Here is a 21518-nt window from a genome sequence, read left to right on the forward strand (position 1 = left end):
TTTTCGACGATTTTCCATCGTGCGAAGATACGACTAATCCGTCAAAGTGGCTAAGTAATGCCCGGAAAATAATTTGACTCTTTCCGTTTTTAAGTTTGCATTTCTGCCCTCACCGCTCTCACTCTTTTCTTCAACTTCCCTATTCAACGGCATTGCAGGGGTGGGTGAGAGCAATCGAAAAGGGTGAGGGTAAATTTTGCTCTCACCCGTGTTTTCTTCCGTTCCGCATCCTTCTTTCTTCTGTTGCATCCTTTTCATTCTTTCGTTTTACTTTTGGATTCTTCAGCAGCCCACGTTAGTGAGCCGTGATGTTCACTTGAGTGAACTAAACAGCTCACTAGTGTGGTTGAATTGGTTCATAACAGTGGGCCGATGATGAATAAAGTAGTTTTCGGGAAGGAGATAAGGTGTTTGAAGGATAAAACAATGGGCCAGTACGGATTGAACAATGGGGATGTGCCCGATTCCGTACTTGGTTTTTGTAACAGACAGCAAGTGATTGCTCATCTCTATCTTATGTTTTATAGGTGAATTTGTGTTTTTGTCAAAAAAGGAAAGCGAAATAGACTGCTATATGAGGATTATCTTGTACATTTGCAGCTGAAACTTTTTAGAGATGAGAATAGGATACGACGGAAAACGGGCTGTGCAGAATTTTACGGGATTGGGCAATTACAGCCGGTATGTGGTGCAGTCATTGTCAGCCTTTGCTCCGGAAAACGAGTATTGGTTGTATGCTCCGGTACACCGTGAAAATCAGCAACTCTCGTCGATGGTGGCCGAAAGCCGGGGAACGGTATCGGTACATTATCCATCTTATTGGCTCTGGAGAGGAATGACTTCGTTGTGGCGCGTGGGAGGTATACGCAGGACTTTGAAACGGGACAACATACGGCTGTTCCACGGATTGAGTAACGAACTTCCCCTGACCATCCATCGGGTACGGGAAGTAAAGAGTGTGGTGACTGTTCACGACCTTATTTTCCTGAGACTTTCACATTGTTTTTCGTTGGTCGACCGCTTGATTTATAACTACAAATGCCGCTATGCATGCAAGCATGCAGACCACATCATTGCTGTGAGTGAGTGTACCAAGCGTGACATCATACATTATTATGGAATTCCTGCGGATAAAATTTCCGTTATTTACCAAGGGTGTAGTTCTCTGTATGCCTGTCGTGTCGGTAAGGATAAGCGCAAGGAGGTGATGCGGAGTTATCGGTTGCCCGAACGCTATATCTTGTCGGTGGGCACCATTGAGGAGCGTAAAAATGCGCTGGCCATTGTGAAGGCTTTGGAGTATCTGCCCGATGAACTGCATTTTGTTCTGGTAGGGAGACCCACAGCCTATATCCATCAGCTGAAAGAGTTTATGACAAAAGCCGGATTGCAAGACAGAGTACATTTTCTGCATGGTATCCCTTCGGACGATTTACCTGCCATTTATCAGTCGGCCGAGACTTTTGTATACCCATCCGTTTACGAAGGTTTTGGCATCCCTATTCTTGAGGCTTTGCATTCCGGCATTCCGGTGGTAGCAGCAACCGGCTCTTGTCTTGAAGAAGCGGGGGGGGAGCATTCATTGTATGTGCGTCCCTATGATGTGGAGGGATTGGCGGCAGCGATTGCCCGTACACAAGAGCCTTCTTTGCGTGCCACCATGATTGAGGAGGGGCTGAAGTGGGCACAGCGTTTCACGGAGGAGCAGATGGCGCGTGAGACGATGGAGTGTTATCGGAAAGTATTAACAAAAGAAACCTAAGATATGAATTATTTGGACCGCAATGAGTTTAACTACGCACCTTCGCAAGAGGTGGTGGAGGCTCTAAAGAATTTTGATATAAACAAACTCTGTTTCTATACCCGTATCTACGACGAAGGCAAGAAGAGTATTCTGTCTGTTTATCTATCTGAATCTTACGGAATTGATGAACCGCAGGTACTGTTGGGTTATGGTGGAGAAGATATATTGAAACAAGCAGTCCACTATTTCCTGACCCAAGAGGATGGGAACAAGACGATGCTCATTCCTAAATTCTCGTGGTGGTACTATAAATCCATTGCTGATGAAGTGGACGGGCATACGTTGCAGTATCCATTGTATGAGGATGGCAATACCTTTAAATATGATTTCGCTGCCATGAAAGAGATGGTACAGCGTGAGAATCCCAAGGTCTTATTAATCGCTTCGCCCAATAATCCCACCGGTAACGGTCTGACCCCCGCAGAATTGGACGCTTTGTTGGCTGAGTTGCCCGTAACAACCATCGTTTTGGTGGACGAAGCCTATGCCTCTTTCGTATCTACTGATACGGACTATATTAAAATGCTGGTTGATAAATATCCCAACCTGATTATTTCACGCACGCTTTCCAAGTTCTACGGATTGCCCGGATTGCGCATGGGGTTTGGGTTTATGAGTAAGGAGTTGGCCAGCTTTGGCAAATACAGCAACAAATATCTGGGTTATAACCGTATCTCTGAGGATATTGCTATTGCCGCACTGAAATCGGATGCGCATTACCGGAATATAGCACGGCTGATGAATGAGAGTCGCGCCTGCTTTGAAGCGGAGATAGGGACGTTGCCTGGTTTCAAGGTATATGAGTCGGTGGCGAACTTTGTCCTTATAAAATATCCGATTGTCTTGAAAGAACGCTTACAGAAAGCTTTTGCCGACGAGGATTATAAGGTGAAGTTCATGAATGAACCAGACATCAATACCCATTTGCGTATTACCTTGGGGCGTCCTGAACAGAACCGTATTGTCATTGACACCATTAAAAAAATTGCATTACAATGAAAGCGGTTATATTGGCTGCAGGGATAGCTTCGCGTTTGCGTCCGTTGACTGATACCACTCCAAAATGTCTGTTGAAAGTTGGAGAGCGTTGTTTGCTGCAAAGAGCCTTTGATGCATTGCTGCAGAATGGCTTTCGGGAGTTTGTCATTGTCACCGGTTATAGACAGCAGCAGATTGTGAACTTTCTGGAAGCTCATTATCCGGCATTGGAGGTTACGTTTATCTATAATGAGAAATATGCTTCTACCAATAATATCTACTCTTTATGGCTTACACGGCCTTATGTAGATAAAGAGGACATTCTGTTGCTGGACAGCGATATCCTTTTTGACCCGCAGATTGTAGCCAAGTTGCTTGGATATGGTCAAGCGGATGCGTTGGCTCTGAACCATCATACATTGGGGGAAGAGGAAATCAAGGTAATAGCGGACAATGATGGCAAGGTGTTGGAAATCAGTAAGACGTGCTCCATATCCCGAGCTATTGGCGAGTCTATTGGCATCGAGAAGATGTCTGCCGCTTATACAGAAGCGCTTTTCCGGGAATTGGAGGTTATGATTACCAAAGAAGGTTTGGATAATATCTTCTATGAACGTGCTTTTGAGCGTCTCATACCGCAAGGACACTCTTTCTATGCGCTTGACACTACCGAATATTTTTCTGTGGAGCTTGATACGGTGAATGACTTTGAACAAGCACAGCGGTTGATTCCTTCACAACTTTATTAATTAATGGGCTGATTTTTATGGCAGATTATGATATACGTCCTTTGCAGCTTCGTATTTTGAAGATATTGCTTGCTGTGGATAAAGTTTGTAAAGAACATGGTTTGCGCTATTATATAATGGCCGGTACTATGCTTGGTGCAGTCCGTCATAAGGGATTTATCCCTTGGGACGATGATTTGGATATCGGTATGCCGAGGGCTGATTATGATTTGTTGATGTCTCATTCCAAGGAATGGCTTCCCAAGCCTTATGAGGCTGTCTGCGCAGAAAATGATCCGAATTATCCATTACCTTTTGCCAAGATACAAGATGCGGATACGACTCTTATCGAGCGTATGCATTTGAAATACTTGGGAGGTATCTACTTGGACGTATTTCCATTGGACGGTGTACCGCAAAGCAACCTGAAACAGAGGATTCATTTTGCCCGGTATGAATTTTACAAGCGGGTGCTCTATTTTATCTACCGCGACCCTTATAAACATGGAAAAGGTCCCGGCTCATGGTTGCCGCTGCTGTGCCGGAGACTTTTTACTACTGCCGGCGTACAGAGGAGTATCAGAAATGTGATGACCACCTATGACTTTGACAAGTCTTCTTTAGTCTGTGATTATGACGACGGTATGCGCGGTATTATGCCCAAGGCAGAGCTGGGAGCTCCGACTCCCGTTTCGTTTGAGGGCGAAACAGTGTGGGGAGTACAAGATTATGACGCCTATCTGACCCGAAAATATGGAGACTACATGGTTATACCGAAACAAAGCGGGCAGAGACAGCATAATTTCCACTATTTGGATTTGGATAAGCCCTATTCTTCACAAGAAAGTTCCAATTCTATTTTATAATTTTGCTCTTTTAGGGAAATGTTAGACAAATGTTTTTTTCCAAAATTTCCATAAGGGACCGAAATCTTTGGTTAATAAATAAAATATGGCTTTTAGGCGGCCGCGTATTAGGCTTATTTTGAATCTATTTCCTGTTTTGAAAGTTCCTATCTTTTGGGATTTGAAATCTTTTCCTTTGTAAGTGAAAACTTTGCGGAATGTGGATGAAGTCATGCCCCATTTTAATAGAAATTGCATTTGACCACAATTCTTGCGTATGCGGGTAGTTGATTTTGTTTCAAAATGATAGATGCGACTGGCTTGTAGCCCTTTCATGAATCTGACTCCACACATATATAATTTTGCGGTGAAATCTGGGTCGCTGTACATTCCGGGTGAGTATTCTATACTATAACCGCCTACTAAATCCCAAATGTCCCGGTGTACGATATTGGGAGGAATGGTAGCTCCCATCCAGTCGTTTATTTTGTAGTTCATGTATTCTTTCAGTAATTTATATTCTTGAAAAGTTTCGATACTGTCTCCATAATTGGCTAAGATGGTTGATGCGCTTTGTGTATGTGGTTGTATTGATGTAGCTGAAAGAAAGAAATAATTGTCAGACAGTTTTTCTATTTCGTCATAGAGAACCTTGTCCCAAAAAGGGAGTACATACATATCATCATTCAAAAATAGAATATAATCAGTTTTGACTTTAGTGCGCATCATATTCATAGCAAAACATACTCCGATATTCTGCTCAGAATGTGTGTAATCAATACCTGCTTTTTTTATCCACTCTAAGGTTCCGTCACTTCCATCGTTTACGTGTACAATGATTTGGTGATTGTAGTAAGAGTTTCTTTGGATACTTTGTATGCATAGTTTTAGGAAAGCAAGGTTATTCCATGTAGGTATAACGATTGAAAATAATCTGTTTTGAGATTTTATAGCTGTCATCTTTTGCTAATTGAGAAAATAAGTACAAAGATATTTATATAAATGGAGTTTTTGATTATAATTACTTGAAAACATTTATATTTTATAATATGCAAAAACAATATTGGTGTGAAATATACTGTTTTATGAGTGATATATAATACCTCTAGATTTCTTGTAGACAATAGTTTGGACTTGGATTGAATTTTTATGTTTGTGTTTTGTGTAGGCTGATGTTCTATATTGTATGATTAGCCTATATCGCTATTTGCGAAACTTGAATTAAGTTATTACTTTTGTGCCGAATCAGCAATTCTAATAAATTTGTTATGACCAAATTCTTAATTATCCGTTTCAGTTCGATAGGGGATATTATCCAGTGTATGGGAATTATCGGTGGAATACGTGAACGGTTTGCAGATGTGGAAATTCATTGGATTACCCGGAAAGATATGGTGGGGACCTTGTCGATGGATGGCAGGATTGATAAAATCTGGGCGTTTGACAAGGAGACCGGACTTGCCGGGTTGTTGAAAATGGCGGCTGATTTGAGAAAAGAGCATTTCGACTACATTTATGACGCTCATAGTAATATCCGTTCCAACATATTGAAGCTGATAGTATCTCCATTGCCTTTTGTGAAACCTTACGTTGCTTTGCGGAGCAAAGAGAGAGGCAAACGCTTTTTGTTGTTTAAACTGGGAATCAATCATTTCGACAAGCCTTTCAGGGGGATGGTGTCTTTTCAGAAACCATTGAAGAAATGGGGAATTACGCATTTTCCGGACAACTATCACGACTGGCATTTCCCGGATGAAATACGTAGCAAGTATGAGAACTTTGTAACCAAAGATATGATTACGCTGGTGCCGTCTGCCAACTGGGAAATGAAACGCTGGCCCGTTTCCTATTGGAAAGAATTGGTTGCCCTTCTTCCTGAGTATAAATTTGTTATTCTGGCTGGTCCGAAGGATACTTTCTGTGAGGAAATCAGAAGTGCTGCACCGGAACGGGTAGTTAACCTTGCGGGACAAACCTCATTGATGGAATCTTCTTACATAGTGTTGCGTTCCAATCTGGTAATCAGCGCTGATACGGGTTTTATGCATGCCGCTGATTTGTTCCGTGTTCCTGCTTTTGCCTTGATGGGACCTACGGCCTTCGGTTTCCCTACGGGACCTACGGTGGAAATACTCGAAACAGCCCTGCCTTGCCGTCCGTGCACCAAAGACGGACGGGGTAAATGCAGGCTAGCTGTTTATCAGAAGTGTATGGTGGATATTACCCCCCAACAAGTCGCTGAAAAGATTATTGCTTCTCTTGGTTGATGGCGCCTATCGTCTTTGTAGTGGAATAACCGTCTACGAAGGGGATAGTTACTGTTTCTTGGGCGTACTCCCTGCCTACAATGTTTTCTATGGCATAGTCGCCACCTTTTACCAACACGTCCGGCGCTACTGTCCTGATGAGGTTCAGCGGGGTGTCTTCCGTAAAAATCACTACGTAGTCCACTGCTTCCAAGGCTGCCAGGACTGTGGAGCGGGCGCTTTCATCATTGATGGGGCGCGATTCCCCTTTCAAACGTTTTACTGAGCTGTCCGAATTCAATCCTACGATAAGTACGTCCCCCAGTCTTTTGGCCTTTTCCAGATAGCACACGTGTCCTTTGTGCAGAATGTCGAAGCAGCCGTTTGTGAATATGATTTTGCGCTCCTGCGCACGCAGTTGTTTTATAGTATCTGCAAGTTGGGGAATAGGAATAAGTTTGCTGGCCGGTTTCCCGATTTGTAGCTCGTCCTGCAACTCTTTGAACAGAATGGGGCTGGTGCCTATTTTCCCGACTACAATGCCGGCCGCTTTATTGGCAAGATAAATGGCATCTGCAATAGGGATACCGGCTGCCAGCGCAGCTGCTAAAGTTGCCACGACAGTATCGCCTGCACCTGAAACGTCATATACTTCCCTCGCTTCGGTAGGAATGTCCTGCGAGGCATCGGGAGCTATGTATGACATGCCTTTTTCGGAACGTGTCACTAATAGAGAAGTAAGGTTATACTCCTTCAGTATCCGGTCTGCTGCGCTATGGATTTCTTTATCCTCATTTCTCACATCCACTCCCGAAACAGCCGAAAGCTCTTTCAGGTTGGGGGTGATGATGGTTGCGGAACGGTATTTCTCCCAATTTGTCCCTTTGGGGTCTATAATGACCTTCTTCCCTTGCCCGGCAGAGGCGGATATAACCTGCTGGCATACTGTATCATTGCATACTCCCTTGCCATAATCCGAAATCACGACAATGTCCACTTCGGGGAGTGCACGCTTCACGGCATCCAGCAGTTTCTGCTCAGTCTCTTCGTTCAGGCATTCATTTTCTGTTTCAAAGTCCAGCCGTACTACTTGCTGGCTGTTGCCTATTACGCGGGTTTTGGTGATGGTTGGGTGTTCTGTATGAAACAGTTCGTTTCTGATACCCAAATCAGCGAACATCTCCTGCATTGTGTTTCCGTTGTGGTCGTTGCCAAGCAGGCTGACGACATACGGCGAGCAACCCAGTCCCAACAGATTTCTTGCAACATTGGCCGCTCCTCCCAATACATTGTAGGTACGGGTGACACGGACCACTGGTACGGGGGCTTCGGGAGAAATCCTTTTCACGTCCCCTATGTGGTAAGTATCCAGCATCACGTCTCCGATGACAAGCACCTTCTTTCCCTTTATACTGTTTAATTCTGCGTTCATAATAGGTTGTTTTTTAATTGGTTTGCCCAGTATATAAGCGGATGTTCCTCTGTGACCCGGAAAGACTTGACACCGCTTCGTTCGCCGCATTCCGTATCCGACTTCTTGTCTCCGAACATATAGGATTGGGACGGGTCGATGTCATACTTCTTCATCGCTTCCGTCACCATGAAAGGAGAAGGCTTACGGCATTCGCAATGTTCTTCCGGAGCGTGAGGGCAAGTATAGAAATCGTTCAGTATAACTCCATGTTTTTCCAGCTCTTGGGCGAGTGCCCGGTTGAACTGTTCGGCGTCCTCCAGTGTAAAGTAGCCACGTCCAATACCGGATTGGTTCGTGATGACAATCAGCAGATAACCCAATTCCTGAAAAATGCGGAGTGCTTCGGCTACACCGGGCAATAATTCAAGCTCTTGGGTCTTGTAAACGTAGCCGAAATCAACATTGATGGTACCGTCCCGATCAAGGAAAATCGCTTTATTCATGGGAGAACAGTTTATTGTCAACGATGCCGCACAAGATATGTCCGATGGTAATGTGCACTTCTTGAATCCTGGCAGATTCGGCGTGCTGTATAATCAACGGGTAATTGCAAAGTTCCTTGCACCTTCCTCCATCCCTTCCCAGGAGCCCTATGGTGGTGATGCCCATAGATTGTGCCTTCTGCAAGGCATGCTCTACGTTGGGAGAGTTGCCGCTGGTAGAAAGGCCTATCAGAATATCACCTTTCGTTCCCAAGGCTGCTGTCTGCCGTTCGAAGACGCGGTCGAAGCCATAATCATTGCTGACTGCGGTCAGGATGGAAGTGTCGGTTGTCATGGCGATGGCGGGCAGGCCTTCCCGTTCGGTCACGAAACGTCCGACGAGTTCGGCGGCGATATGCTGGGCATCGGCTGCACTGCCGCCGTTACCGCAAAGCAAGACTTTGTGCCCTTGTCGAAGGGCTTGTACTATCAGATTGCCGACAGTTTCGATGTCGGCAAGCATTTGCCGGTTGTTCAGGATATTTTCTTTGAGCCTGATACCTTCTTGGATGGACTGGGTGATATAATCTTGCATAATTTTCTAATCTCGTTGGTACAAAGATACGACATTTCAGAAATGAAGCTTGCTTTTGACGAAATTTTTAAATTGTCTTTGCTTTCTCCATTTCAGTCTGCTGAAGAGAGTGAAGAATATGCATTCTTCAATATCGAATCCTCTTTGCTCGGCATATAGAGGTATTATTTTCATGAAGTCATCGGCGGGAATACCCAGTTGGCTGAAGGCATTCATGGACATTCTGATACCGGGTACTTTACCGAGCTTCAGGCGGTTGATGTCAATGAGGGCGAAGTGATATTTGCCGTTTGTCTTCCGGTAAAATATATTCTTGGGATTATAGTCCAGTGGCAAGACCTTGTTCAGATGTAATTGGAGAGTGAAGTCTACGAGGTCATGTCTTAGCCGTTTTTTCTCTTCTTCCTCCATTTCCGTACCGAACATATCCGTAACAAGCGGGTAGGGGAGGTATTCGGAAATAAAGTATCCGGTGTGGAAGAAACCATTCTTTTTGATTTCTATATAAGCTACCGGAGGGGCGGTCTCTATTCCCCGTTGCAGAAAAAGTTCTGCATATTCAAAGGCGCGCTGCGCTTTGCTTTTGCGGAACCAAGTGTAAATGAGGCAGTTTATGAGGGCAGGTCTTTTGTATTTCTTGATTACGAAGTCCTTGTCTCCGAACCGCACTCTTTCGACTGTGTTCCTTCGGTTACAATAAACCTCTTCCCGTTCATATTCTTCCGATGGGATGGCTCGGATATAACTCTCGTAGGCGGCATAGTGCGGATGAATATGTACCTTCATTGCTTTTATTTACATTTTACTTCTTTTGAACGGTGCAAAGATAGTGCAAACCGAAAGCAGAACAAAATGAACTTGTTCATTTTTTATTTTGAGGTGCCGCCTATCTTCGCTTTTGAGCAAAGATAATCAAAATGTATCATCTGGTCGGAAATATCGTATGCTTTTTTAGCGAACTCGGCTTCTGCCGGGGTGGGCTCTTCACCTACCACCTCCATTTGGGGGCTGATGGCGAATCCTTTCTTGCATGGGTCGAGGATGCTTTGGCCCAATCCGCTCCAGTAGTAATCATCCAGTTGGAGCAGGTTCAGTAAGGTGGGGTACATATCGATTTGTCCCATCACTTTATCATAACGCATGCCTACCGGAGAGTTTACTATGATGAAAGGGGTGAATGTCTTGTCGGATACGATACCCTTGCCACCGGGGGCGTTACACAATTCTTCACGGTAGGTAGCCAGTCCTTCGTGGTCACCGGTGATGACGATAAGGGTCTCGTCGTATTGTGGGAGTGTTTTCAAGTACTCCACGAATTTTCCTATCGCCTTGTCCGTATAGCGTGCAGTGGTCATATAGTCATTCATTTTCTGTGGAATGGCCGGAGAGAAATGAATCTCTTTCAATTCTTCAGGCAATTTGAAGGGAGCATGGCCGGAGTAGGTCACCAGCTGCATGTAAACATTCTCCCCCTTCTTCCAGATTTCCCCCTTCTCTATTTTTTGGCGGCATTGCGCCAGGAAGGAGCCGTCTCCGGTACGTTTGTGCGTGCCAAAGGCCTCTGTCAGTTCAAAGTCATGATAAGCAATGATGGTGTCGGTCCCGAAACTGTAGGCTATGACGCCTTGGTTCCAGGTCGATACTTTATCAATGGTCAGGAGGTAGTTGCGCGAGTTCTTCTGCTGATGCATGGCTTTTTGCAGGGTTCCGTAGGTGTGGTCAGGATATTGGCTGCTGTATGTGCCGCTGTTGATAGGCAGCATACCGGCGCAAAGCAACAGCTGTGCATCAATGGAACGTCCTCCTTTCACTTGCGTCAGTACGTGGGGAGCGTATAAGGTGGTGGAGTCTTGCAGCAGTTTGTTGAGATATGGAGTAATCTCTTGCCTTTCCACTTCCCTTTCGAGTACCCAGCTTTCCAAAGATTCTGCCAGGATGACGATGCAGTTGTTGCGGATTCCGATACGTCCGGCCAAAGGGTGATGTCCGGGTTTCTGGCTCAGCCACTCCTTTATCTCTTGCTGTATCTGTGGGGTGGCCTCCTGCTTCTGGTTGATGAGGTCATAGCATAGGCTTCCGAAGACGGTATACATGGAAGTGGTGCTTGCACACAGATAGGCTTTCTGGCGGACGGTGTTGTATGCTTCCTTGAATCCTCCTTTGGCCAGGGTGGTGATGGTAAACAGCAGAATACCGATTCCCAAAGCTCCTCCGTAATACTTGTATGATGTTCTTCCGGCGGTATTTCTTTTGTAATGCCAATAAAGGGGGATACTGGCAATGGTAGATAGAGGGAAGAAGATGTCGTACCAGCGGAAGGAGTCGTAAACGCTTCCGGTGAAATCGGCGAGGTTTCCAGAAAGTCCATAGCTGTTAAGTGGGATGGCAGTATAGTAGGTGCGGAAATACATCAGGTTGACAATCAGTAGTATATCCAGCAAAAGCATGATGACTATCTCTGTTTTCCAGAGCCGGAAGAACTTATAGGGGACGAGAAGTACGAGGGTGGCTATTATTTTGGTCGCATAAAATTCGATGGTAGAGAATGAAGCGAATGTGGTGGGTATGCTCCAGATGAAATCGAATAGCAGGAATTTGAAAAAAATGGTGATTCCGAACAAAAGAGTCACTTTATCTGTTGCCCCTTGTTGGCTGTTGGAGCAATGAAAAAGATTTCTTCTCATAAAATAGTATTTTTAAAATATTGGGGTGCAAAGATAGATATTTTAGAGAAGAAAAAGCTTCATAAACAGCAACTTTTGGAGAAAAGTTGATAAAAGTCATTTTTTTTTCTGGATTGATGCAGTATATGCAGAATTCTTGTATTTACTTTGCAGACGTTTAAAGCAAAGAAAGCAAAACTGTTACAAACTAAGGGCTGGATTTTATTGTTCTATTGGTAATTTGAGGTGACGATTGTGTCGTTGCCGTGATATTTTGAGTGTATGAAGAAGCATTATTTATTTTTCGTTTCGGTAGCCTATTCCTATCCTATACTTCGCCCGCTTCAGGACGAAATCAGGCGTAGAGGGGATGAGGTCGCATGGTTTGTTGAACCAGACTGCCCGGTTCTGTTGGATCAAGATGAGAGGTGGCTTCAATCTGTTCAGGAAGTGATGGATTATCAGCCTATTGCCGTGTTTGCGCCGGGCAACTATATTTATGATTTCTTCCCGGGAGTGAAAGTTTCCCTTTTTCATGGCTACCCCATCAATAAGCGTGGCGATGAAAAGGACGACCATTTTTCTGTCCGCGGATGGTTCGATGTCTATTGCACGCAAGGAGAAACGAGCACTCTTCCTTTCAAGGAGCTTGAGAGGAAATACGGCTTCTTTAAGGTATACGAAACTGGCTGGTGCAAGGCGGATACTTTCGTGAAGGAACGTGCACATACTCCTCATAATGCACGTCCGGTAGTTTTGTACTCTTCTACGTTTACAAAAAATATAACTTCTGCTCCTCATCTGTTTGATACCATCAAGAGACTGGTGCGCGAGAAGAACTGGGATTGGATTATTTCGTTCCATCCGAAATTTTCGGATATGGAAGTCCTCAAGAAATACAAGGAACTGGCCGCTTCCTGTCCCAACATTACTTTCCACGAGGGTGGACTTGTTGATGCCAAGCTGCTAAACAGTGCAGATGTGTTGTTGTCCGATGCTTCGTCTGTGATTGTTGAGGCGATGATGTTGGACAAGCCGGTTGTGACCTATTGTAACACCATGCCAGGGGATCATTTGCTGAATGTCACTGAGACGGATGCTGTAGAAGGAGCTATTGAAAAGGCCATTTCCCGTCCGGCAGAACTGATGGAGCGGATGCGTGCTTATGTGCACAAGCATGAAGCCCATCTGGACGGTGAGTCCTCTTCACGGGTACTGGATGCCGTAAACAACTACATCTGGTATTTTCAGGGTAAGACCAGAACCAAGCCCTGGAATCTGGTGCGTAAGTTTAAATTGCGATGGCGGGTGGGCTATCCGTTGATGGCCACTTTGCGGTTGTGGTAATTGTCATAGCTTATGGAGAACACTGAGACACTACCTCTGATAAGTATTATTGTACCGGTCTATAATGTAAAGAATTACTTGGAGAAATGCCTGCAATCCATTTGCGGGCAGACTTATAAGAATCTGGAAATAATATTGATTGACGACGGCTCTTCCGATGGTTCGGGAGAGCTTTGTGATTTATTTGCCCAAAGGGATGGGCGGATAAAGGTTATCCACCAGACGAATGCAGGTCAGAGTGCAGCCAGAAACAGAGGTTTGGCGGTAGCTCAAGGTGAACTCCTTGGTTTCGTGGATAGCGACGACTGGATTGAACCGGATATGTACGAATTCTTGTATCACTTACTGAAAGAGAATGGGGCGGATATATCCATTTGCTCGCATTATATAGAAACTGCCGTAAAGACCAGAGTGAAGCACTCTTCTGGGCAATTCTCCAGCTTTTCTCGTGAAGAAGCTATCCGAACATTGGTAGAAGATAAGCGTATAAGAAATTATATGTGGGATAAGTTGTATAAGCGTCAATTATTTGCTGGAATATATTTTCCGGTAAATAGAGTTTTTGAAGATATTGCAGTTTCTTATCAGATATTTTATAAAACGCAGAAAGTCGTTATGCAAGACTGTCCTAAATATCATTATTTGAAACGTGAAGGAAGTACTACTCAAGGTAAATTGTATAATTACGAAAAGGAATATCTGCTCTTTCAAACTGTCTATGAACAAGTGAAATTTGTGCGAGAAAAAGAAATATGGGATAAAGCTCCTTATTGTGTACATGAACGGGGAATTCATTTGATTGACCATTTGATGATGCTTCCTCAATCTTCTTTGATAGATGATGTTATCAATGATGTATTAGCCAGAATGCAGGAGTTTGATAATGTGTCGTGGCCGCAATTGGATGTTATGCATATATTTAAGCGCCGTATGATGTATTGTCATCTAAAGGTTTATAGATGTATTTACCGTTTAGTGAGGACATTCTTCAAATCTAAACGGTATAAATTCCAAACATTATAACTTTAATTGAATCTCAATAATGAATAAAGCAAGGGTTATAGCTTTTTATCTACCTCAATTTCATCCAATACCAGAAAACGACAGATGGTGGATGAAAGGTTTTACGGAATGGACTAATGTAGGAAAAGCACGTCCATTGTTTCCAGGACATTATCAGCCTAAGGTGCCGGCAGATTTGGGATATTATGATTTGCGAGTGCCGGAAACACGTAAGGCGCAAGCTGACATGGCAAAAGAATATGGTATCGAAGGCTTTTGTTACTGGCATTATTGGTTTGGAAATGGAAAGAGACTCTTAGAGCGCCCGTTTAATGAAGTATTGTCTTCTGATGAACCGGATTTTCCTTTTTGTCTGGCTTGGGCTAATGAGTCATGGAGGGGCTTTTATCACGGCATAAAGAGCAAAGATACTTTGATAAATCAGCTTTATCCGGGAGAACAAGATTATATAGCTCATTTCCACGAGGTATTACCTGCTTTTAAAGACCATCGCTATATTACAGTGGATGAGAAACCGTTGTTTATGGTTTATCATCCTTTGGATCATCCGGAGATGAAAGAGTTCATTGAACTCTGGCGTACTTTAGCTGTGCAGAATGGCTTGAAGGGGGTTTATTTCATAGGACAAACCTATCATTTGAAAGAAGAAAAAGAGAGACTTATGAAAATGGGGTTTGATGCTATTAATGTTGTACGCTTGTTTGACTTTGAGAAGAAAGCTGCTCTGACTTATAAATATGCGAAATGGAAACATAAAATATTTCGTATTCCTAAGGTTGTGGAGTATAAGAAGGCCAGTTCTTTCTTTGTAGGTGATGAAGAATATGAAGAGAATATTATACCTACCATTATTCCTAACTGGGATCATTCTCCACGTTCCCGTGGTAAATCGTTGGTCTTGAATCACGCTGAACCTTCTTATTTTGCCCGACATATGAAAGAAGCGATAAAGCGTATTGAGAATAAGCCTTTAGACCATCGGCTTGCATTTGTAAAATCATGGAATGAATGGGCTGAAGGGAACTATCTGGAACCGGATTTACATTATGGAAAACGTTATCTGGAAGTGATAAAAAAGAATGTTGTAGAGGGATGATTTCTATGGAAGAAAAGATAGCAATTGTTATTCCGGCATATAAGTGCCGCTTCCTCCGACAGACATTGGATTCTATTGTCGTACAGACTTGTCGGAGTTTTACTGTTTACATAGGTGATGATGCAAGTCCTCAGAATCTGAAGGAAATTGTTTCTGATTATGCGGATAAAATGAATATTGTCTATCGACGTTTTGATACTAATCTGGGTGGAGTGGATTTGCCGGGGCATTGGGACCGTTGTATAGCACTTGCAAAAGAACCGGTTGTTTGGTTCTTTTCAGATGATGATTTGATGCCGCAGGACGGGGTAGAGCGTATTATAAAAGCATTAGAATGCTATGGTACGAGGCATGGGATGTTCCGTTTTCCCCTTGCTGTGATAGATGAAAATGGCAAGATAATACATAAAAATCCTTCATTGCAGGAATATCCGGTTTCGGGCTATCAGTTTTTGTTGGATAAATTGGAAGGAAGAATTTATTCGGCTGCTTGTGAATATGTTTTTACTCGTGATATATATGAACGGATAGGCGGTTTTGTGAAGTTTCCATTGGCGTGGTGTTCAGACGATGCAACGTGGACAAGCATAGGTGAAAATGCAGGTGGAATGATTCCTTTGCCGGGTAAGCCGGTTTGTTGGCGAAATGTGATGGGCGAGAATATAAGTTGTTCCTTCAATTATGATGAAGAGAAGATAGTAGCTACAAGGCAATTTATAAAATGGGTTTCAGTTTTTTACTCGGACAGACTTCAAGATAGAAAACTACAGCATGCGATAAAGAAATATGCCCATACGATATTGCATTATAGTTTGCAAGATCGTTATAAATTACATGATCTTATGGGTATTTGTCGTAGTTTATGGTATATTTGCCCTTCTGTATCATTAAGTGTGGCATTCCGCATGTGTAAGTTGAAACTTAGAAATCGAAAGAGATAATGAAGAAAATTCTTTTTATACTTCCTTGTGTGCCTTATCCGTTGACTGCTGGAGGTAATCAGGCCTTTTTCAATATGGTGGAATATATCCGGCACAAAATGTCTGTGTCTTTGTTGCTTTCTCCGGAAAATAAGGAGATGAATGATGTCGAAAGTTTAAGGGCTTTATGGACAAATGTTGATTTCTATCTTTTTAGGGAAGAAGATGCAGAACCTAAGACTCGTTGCCCCCGATATTACCGTTGGTTAAAAAAGATGTCTGAATCCATTTCCCGCAAGATGCAACGGCAACTGTATTCTTTTCAGCAAGAGCGTCCGTATAAGAATATGACGTTGAAGAATTCTTGTTTTAAACCTTTTCCCAAGGCATACGTAGAGTATGTGTCTGACATCTCACGTCGTGGATTTGATATTATTCAGGTTGAGTTCTATCCATTGATAACATTGGGGTATCTATTGCCAAAAGATGTACAAACAGTGTTTGTGCATCATGAACTGAGGTATATACGTAATGAAAATGAAATGGAATGCCTTACTCATGTAACAGATGAAGACAAGATGCTCTATGGCATTGCTAAGGATATGGAGAAAGCCGCTTTACGTCAATATAAGCATGTAATTGCATTGACGGATATTGACCGTTTATTGTTGGCAGACTTGGTTGGACAAGAATGCAAAATTTATGTTTCTCCGGCAGTGGTACAGATAGAGTCTGCTTATGACAGAATTGTGAAGCCGGCCTCTGTTCGTCTGACATTTGTTGGAAGTGAAAATCATTACCCGAACCAGGATGCAGTAGATTGGTTTTGTCATGAAGTAGCCCCTTGTTTGCGTGTTCAGGGTTTTAAATTTGTTTTTCAAGTGATTGGGACATGGAAGAGCCGTTACGTGAAAAGTCTTCAGGCAGTATGTCCGGAAATGGAGTTAGTGGGTTATGTGGAGGATTTGCGGGAATACTTGAATGGGAGTATCGTTCTGGTGCCAATTCGTATTGGTAGTGGTATGAGGATGAAAATATTGGATGCGGTTTCCTCTATGGCTTCTTTTGTAACTACGACAAAAGGAGTTGAGGGAATTGACCTACGTCACAATGAAGAGTGTTTGATTGCTGATAGCGCAACTGATTTTGCAGCAGCAGTCATTCGTTTGGAAGCGGATAAAAAATTGCAAGTCAGGCTGGCGACGCAAGCATTGAAGCGTTTGCGTGAACTTTATAATCCTCAGGAAATGTTGGAGAGAAGACTGGCTGTTTATGATGAGATATTGCAAAATAATACAAACTAATAGCATCAGATTATGCTTTCAATCATAATTTGTTCGGTATCTCCCGAACGTTTGGAGCAAGTAACCCGGAATATTCATGATACTATTGGTGTTGATTATGAAATCATTGCTATTGATAATCGTGAAAAACAATGGCCGATAGCGCGTGCGTATAATGAGGGAGCTTCTCGGGCACATTATCCCTTTCTGTTTTTTGTCCATGAGGATGTAAAGTTTCATTCGGTAGGCTGGGGAAAGTGCATTGAGAAGAAACTTAAGGAACCGGATTGTGGGGTGATAGGTTTTGCCGGTAGTAAGGTGAAATTGAAATGCTATTCGGGATGGGGAGATGTGTATAAGTGGGATGTTATATTCTATTATCAGAGCGTTGGAACTGAAACCCAATTTCGTGTAGCATCGGTTACTATGGAGCATCCTTTTAAGGAAGTGCTGGTATTGGATGGCTTTGCCATGTTTGTGCGTAAGGATGTATGGGCTAAATATCCTTTTGATGAGGAATTGTTGACGGGTTTCCATTGTTATGACTTGGATTTTACATTGCAAATAGCTGCGGATCGTTGTTATAAAAATTATGTATGTTGTTCTTCTGAGGTCTTGATAGAGCATTCTTCACAAGGGAATTTTAATCAAAGTTGGTATCAAGATACGATTAAAATGCACAAATTGAAGTGGAATAAGATGCTTCCAATGAAAATAGAGGGATTTGAATTGGGAGAAAAAGAAATGAGGAAGCAGGAAGAATATACCTTCAGTGTCTTTTTGCGTAAGTTATTGAAAGCGGGATATCCTGAGGCGAAGGTGGTGCTGAAGGACTTTTTAGCTTACCCTTATTCATGGAAACATTTACAGCACTGTATTAAATATGTGTACAAATATCTTGTAAGCTAATTGTGGTTGCTATGAAATTGGTTTTTTTATCACATGTTAGTGATTGTGCCGGAGGAGCACAAAGATGTTTATTGGATCTATTGCGGGGGCTTAAGCATATTCACCCTGATTGGCAACTCTATATGGTTCTTCCTGGTCCGGGAGATTTGCTTGATGCCTGCTCCCCTTATATTGATGGCTATAGGTTCTTACAAATGGAATGGTGGCTTGTAGGTAAGGACATGGATATCGGCACGAGAGAGAAGCTTTCTTATATTCGTAAACTATCGAAGTATTCCATTAAATTAACCCGTTACTTGAGAAGGATAAAGCCGGACTATGGAATGACAAATACTGTGGTTTTTCCTCATTTGGCAATATCATGTAAGATGTTAGGGATAAAGCACTGTTGGTTTATCCATGAGATACCTGATGTGACTTGGCTGAATCTTAATCCTGTTTTTGAATTTCGTTTTATCTTTAGAGCGATTGATAAATTATCAAATAAGATATTGGTAACTTCCAGATATGCAGAGTTTCATTATCAAAAGGTGATGACAAGCGCAAAAATAAGCAGCATCACCCAAGCTGTAGAATTGCCGATGACGGTTGGAGTGGATGTGAAATGTGATAGACATACGCGGTATACTATCTTGTTGGTCGGCGCTTTTGACTCTAATAAGGGACAGATGGAACTTTTGCAGGCGGTAAAGAGAATAGTGGCTGAAGGGAAGGATATTCTTTGTTATCTGGTTGGCCCGGATGTTGGCTTTATGCCCAAATGCCAAAAATATATTCAAGATAATGGTCTGGATAACAATGTAAAAATTGTCTCTTACACGCAACAGGTGGTTTCTTATTATGCTTTGGCTGACGTTGTGTTGGTTTGTTCCACTTTTGAAACTTTTGGTAGGGTTGCTGTAGAAGCTCAGAAATGCGGGTTGCCATTAATCCTTTCTGATGTGGGGGCAAATCCGGAACGCATTGAGGATGGAGTGAATGGGCTCCTTTACCAGAAAGGAAATATTGCGGAATTAGCAGAAAAGATAGAAATATTGCGGGATGAAAACGTTAGAAAAATGCTCTCCAAAAACATCGATTCCATTGCAATAGAGGAAAAGTATGGTATTGATAACTTTGCATCAAGTTTCTGTACTTTGTTGGGCTTGTAGAATGTAATTGTAAATATGATGAACGATACCCTTTCTCCCTTAGTCTCTATTATAATTTGTGTCTATAATGGTGAGAAATATTTAGAGAGATGCCTTCAAAGTGCTATGTCCCAATCCTACAAGAATATAGAGATCATCGTGGTCAATGATGGAAGTATGGATAATACTCCGGTCATTATAGAAAATTATGTAAAGTTGGATTGTCGTATTATTGTTATAAGCAAACAGAATGGAGGAATATCCGAAGCGAGAAGAATAGGTGTGAATCGGGCACGGGGGAAATATATACAGTATTTGGATTGTGATGATGTTTTGATGAGCAATGCGATAGGATGTTTGGTGAACCGTGCTGAGGAGACTCAAGCCGATGTTGTTGTTGCTCCTTTCTTTTTTTGTGAAGATGGCGGAAGAAAGGAATCGGACAGCATGGAGTTTGAACAAATGTCCGGGATTGAATATTTAAAATGTATCCTCTGTTCAAGGGCATATTGGGCTATGTGGACCAAGTTTCATTTACGTTCTTTATATGATGAGGGGATTGAAAGGCTCGGCATCTCGTTTGGAGAAGATGTTGCTTTGTCTACGCAGATTTTAGTTCGTTCGGGAAAAGTTGTTTCTATAAATACTCCGATTCTTGATTATTATGTTTATTCCTCTTCGGTATCTCACGATTTGGGAGAGAGAGCATATCTTGATTTCAATGTTTATGTGCGCTGGTTTGATGACTATATAGAACGGAACGGATTGCATGAGGAATTTGCAAGAGAATTAGCTTTGTTCCATATAAAGAATACTCAAGCGCGGCTCCATTGGAAAAAGGTAAAGGATGTTAATAAAGAAATGAATCGGTTGATGATAGGGCTTGGGGATTATCCGGAATTTTGGAAATTACTGTCACGCCGTGAGAAGAAGATAGTTACTACTTATAGGTTATCATCGTTGTTGGGATATTGGAGACTGTATTATTATAATTGGAAAAATAAATTATAGAGAAATGAAAATCATAGAAAGGTGGAAGAAAAGCCTGTATAGAAAGGCTGTAAAACATAGACTGATAGCCCCTCAAGTGATAGTACTTATGGATGGCGGAGTTTGTTCTCAGATGCACCAATATCTGCTGGGTAGAATTTTTGAAAATGGAGGACATAAAGTGCTCTATGATTTGTCTTTCTATGAAGAGTGGGGAACAGATATGGATTACCAGTTTGTACGTAACTTCGATTTGTTGAAGGCTTTTCCTTACTTAAAAGTGAAGTCCGCTTCTAAACTGGCTTTGTCTGTCTATAAGAAGAAATATTTTAATTTGGGTAATAATACTTATGGTAGGCAGGATGACTTCTCTTTTCTACAAAAGAAGCCTCCGGTCTATTTAGGTGGTTATTATCATGTTCCGGCTGATATTTGGCTTCCGGTATTCCGGTCGCTTTTTAGAGTAATGCCCGAGGTGCTGGATGCACAGAATAAATTGCTGTATTCAGAGATTGATTCACGTCCTTGTTCCGTAGCTGTTCACGTAAGGCGTGGGGACTTGAAAGTAGAAATTCCGGCTTACGGCAAACCTGCTTCATTGGAGTATTTCAAGTCGGCAGTGACTTATATGCAGGATAGGGATATGTCTTCTTTCTTCTATTTCTTTTCAGATGAGCCGGATTGGGTGAGGGATGAACTTATTCCGCAACTTTATCTTACGGAAGGTAATTGTAAGATTGTTGATATAAACGGTTCTGATAAGGGGTATATGGACTTGTTTCTGATAGCTCGTTGCAAGCATCAGATTACCAGTAAAGGGACTTTAGGTAAATATGGTGCTCTTTTAGGAGATAATTCAGAGAAAATGGTGGTGCTTTGTAATGATGAAGTGGAATATCCATGGAAAGAATTACTTCAAAATGCCATATTTTTATAGATTCGGCTCAGTGGTTGTCTCTGTTTTCGTAAGTAGTGATTTTATTTCTATGTTGAACAGTTTGTTTCTTGTATATCGGCAATAAAAAGTGTGGAGAGGGTTTTCGTGCCCTTTTCCACACTATTAAA

Annotated in this window: 21 protein-coding genes; 14 read left to right on the top strand and 7 right to left on the bottom strand. The window is 42.5% G+C overall.

Translation table 11 applies throughout. The features are described from left to right. Positions 1 to 33: 33 nt before the first annotated feature. Positions 34 to 249, bottom strand: coding sequence for a hypothetical protein (locus tag DWX62_RS04305; protein WP_227201678.1), 216 nt, complete (start codon positions 247 to 249; stop codon positions 34 to 36). A gap of 367 nt (positions 250 to 616) precedes the next feature. Between DWX62_RS04305 and DWX62_RS04315 the strand changes: the two genes are divergently transcribed. Genes DWX62_RS04315 through DWX62_RS04330 form a run of 4 tightly spaced genes read left to right on the top strand, consistent with a single transcriptional unit; the run spans position 617 to position 4376 of the window. Continuing rightward, the gene (locus DWX62_RS04315) at positions 617 to 1762 is read left to right on the top strand and encodes a glycosyltransferase family 1 protein (protein WP_005825968.1); all 1146 of its coding nucleotides are present in this window, start codon (positions 617 to 619) and stop codon (positions 1760 to 1762) included. A 3-nt stretch (positions 1763 to 1765) separates the two neighbouring features. Further along, a complete protein-coding gene (locus DWX62_RS04320) occupies positions 1766 to 2803 on the top strand; it encodes a histidinol-phosphate transaminase (RefSeq protein ID WP_005825966.1) in 1038 nt (345 codons plus the stop codon). After that, positions 2800 to 3531: a phosphocholine cytidylyltransferase family protein gene (locus tag DWX62_RS04325; RefSeq protein WP_005825963.1), complete on the top strand. Its 732-nt coding sequence runs from the start codon at positions 2800 to 2802 to the stop codon at positions 3529 to 3531. Before DWX62_RS04320 ends, DWX62_RS04325 begins: the two co-directional genes overlap by 4 nt. Positions 3532 to 3548: 17 nt before the next feature. Then, positions 3549 to 4376, top strand: coding sequence for a LicD family protein (locus DWX62_RS04330; RefSeq protein WP_005833794.1), 828 nt, complete (start codon positions 3549 to 3551; stop codon positions 4374 to 4376). Between the two features lie 21 nt (positions 4377 to 4397). Here DWX62_RS04330 and DWX62_RS04335 read toward each other — a convergent pair whose 3' ends face one another. Beyond that, positions 4398 to 5315: a glycosyltransferase family 2 protein gene (locus DWX62_RS04335; RefSeq protein ID WP_120172610.1), complete on the bottom strand. Its 918-nt coding sequence runs from the start codon at positions 5313 to 5315 to the stop codon at positions 4398 to 4400. 308 nt (positions 5316 to 5623) lie between these two features. Here DWX62_RS04335 and DWX62_RS04340 point away from each other — a divergent pair, with 308 nt between their 5' ends. After that, a complete protein-coding gene (locus DWX62_RS04340) occupies positions 5624 to 6622 on the top strand; it encodes a glycosyltransferase family 9 protein (protein WP_008662059.1) in 999 nt (332 codons plus the stop codon). On the opposite strand, the gene hldE is transcribed toward DWX62_RS04340, so the two are convergent. From hldE to DWX62_RS04365, 5 genes are all read right to left on the bottom strand, one after another. Next, positions 6603 to 8033, bottom strand: a complete 1431-nt coding sequence (gene hldE, locus DWX62_RS04345) for a bifunctional D-glycero-beta-D-manno-heptose-7-phosphate kinase/D-glycero-beta-D-manno-heptose 1-phosphate adenylyltransferase HldE (RefSeq protein WP_008662058.1) — start codon at positions 8031 to 8033, stop codon at positions 6603 to 6605. The genes DWX62_RS04340 and hldE overlap by 20 nt on opposite strands. Further along, positions 8030 to 8518, bottom strand: coding sequence for an HAD family hydrolase (locus DWX62_RS04350; RefSeq protein ID WP_008662057.1), 489 nt, complete (start codon positions 8516 to 8518; stop codon positions 8030 to 8032). The genes hldE and DWX62_RS04350 overlap by 4 nt, the downstream gene beginning before the upstream one ends. After that, entirely contained in the window at positions 8511 to 9092 is a 582-nt protein-coding gene (gmhA, locus tag DWX62_RS04355) for a D-sedoheptulose 7-phosphate isomerase (RefSeq protein ID WP_008662056.1), read from the bottom strand. Before gmhA ends, DWX62_RS04350 begins: the two co-directional genes overlap by 8 nt. 36 nt (positions 9093 to 9128) lie before the next feature. After that, entirely contained in the window at positions 9129 to 9878 is a 750-nt protein-coding gene (locus DWX62_RS04360; RefSeq protein ID WP_005825949.1) for a lipopolysaccharide kinase InaA family protein, read from the bottom strand. Positions 9879 to 9961: 83 nt separating this feature from the next. After that, a complete protein-coding gene (locus tag DWX62_RS04365; RefSeq protein WP_008662055.1) occupies positions 9962 to 11776 on the bottom strand; it encodes an LTA synthase family protein in 1815 nt (604 codons plus the stop codon). 261 nt (positions 11777 to 12037) lie between these two features. Between DWX62_RS04365 and DWX62_RS04370 the strand changes: the two genes are divergently transcribed. The 9 genes from DWX62_RS04370 to DWX62_RS04410 are packed head-to-tail and all read left to right on the top strand — an operon-like array spanning position 12038 to position 21390. Then, positions 12038 to 13102, top strand: coding sequence for a CDP-glycerol glycerophosphotransferase family protein (locus tag DWX62_RS04370; RefSeq protein ID WP_005825943.1), 1065 nt, complete (start codon positions 12038 to 12040; stop codon positions 13100 to 13102). A gap of 12 nt (positions 13103 to 13114) precedes the next feature. Next, on the top strand, positions 13115 to 14125 hold the full coding sequence (locus DWX62_RS04375) for a glycosyltransferase (protein ID WP_005825941.1): 1011 nt from the start codon (positions 13115 to 13117) through the stop codon (positions 14123 to 14125). Positions 14126 to 14144: 19 nt separating this feature from the next. After that, positions 14145 to 15221 carry a glycoside hydrolase family 99-like domain-containing protein gene (locus tag DWX62_RS04380; RefSeq protein ID WP_005825939.1) on the top strand — a complete coding sequence of 359 codons (1077 nt, stop codon included), beginning with the start codon at positions 14145 to 14147 and terminating at the stop codon, positions 15219 to 15221. Continuing rightward, positions 15218 to 16162: a glycosyltransferase family 2 protein gene (locus tag DWX62_RS04385; protein ID WP_005825937.1), complete on the top strand. Its 945-nt coding sequence runs from the start codon at positions 15218 to 15220 to the stop codon at positions 16160 to 16162. The genes DWX62_RS04380 and DWX62_RS04385 overlap by 4 nt, the downstream gene beginning before the upstream one ends. Continuing rightward, a complete protein-coding gene (locus tag DWX62_RS04390) occupies positions 16162 to 17445 on the top strand; it encodes a glycosyltransferase family 4 protein (protein WP_005825933.1) in 1284 nt (427 codons plus the stop codon). Before DWX62_RS04385 ends, DWX62_RS04390 begins: the two co-directional genes overlap by 1 nt. Positions 17446 to 17457: 12 nt before the next feature. Then, positions 17458 to 18333 carry a glycosyltransferase gene (locus DWX62_RS04395; RefSeq protein WP_005825931.1) on the top strand — a complete coding sequence of 292 codons (876 nt, stop codon included), beginning with the start codon at positions 17458 to 17460 and terminating at the stop codon, positions 18331 to 18333. Between the two features lie 11 nt (positions 18334 to 18344). Next, positions 18345 to 19484, top strand: a complete 1140-nt coding sequence (locus DWX62_RS04400; protein WP_005825928.1) for a glycosyltransferase — start codon at positions 18345 to 18347, stop codon at positions 19482 to 19484. 15 nt (positions 19485 to 19499) lie between these two features. Then, positions 19500 to 20474 carry a glycosyltransferase gene (locus DWX62_RS04405; protein WP_005825925.1) on the top strand — a complete coding sequence of 325 codons (975 nt, stop codon included), beginning with the start codon at positions 19500 to 19502 and terminating at the stop codon, positions 20472 to 20474. A gap of 4 nt (positions 20475 to 20478) precedes the next feature. Next, a complete protein-coding gene (locus DWX62_RS04410; RefSeq protein ID WP_008662048.1) occupies positions 20479 to 21390 on the top strand; it encodes an alpha-1,2-fucosyltransferase in 912 nt (303 codons plus the stop codon). The last annotated feature ends 128 nt before the right edge of the window (positions 21391 to 21518 follow it).

The sequence above is a fragment of the Bacteroides sp. AF20-13LB genome, assembly GCF_003603065.1.
Classification (GTDB): domain Bacteria; phylum Bacteroidota; class Bacteroidia; order Bacteroidales; family Bacteroidaceae; genus Bacteroides; species Bacteroides uniformis.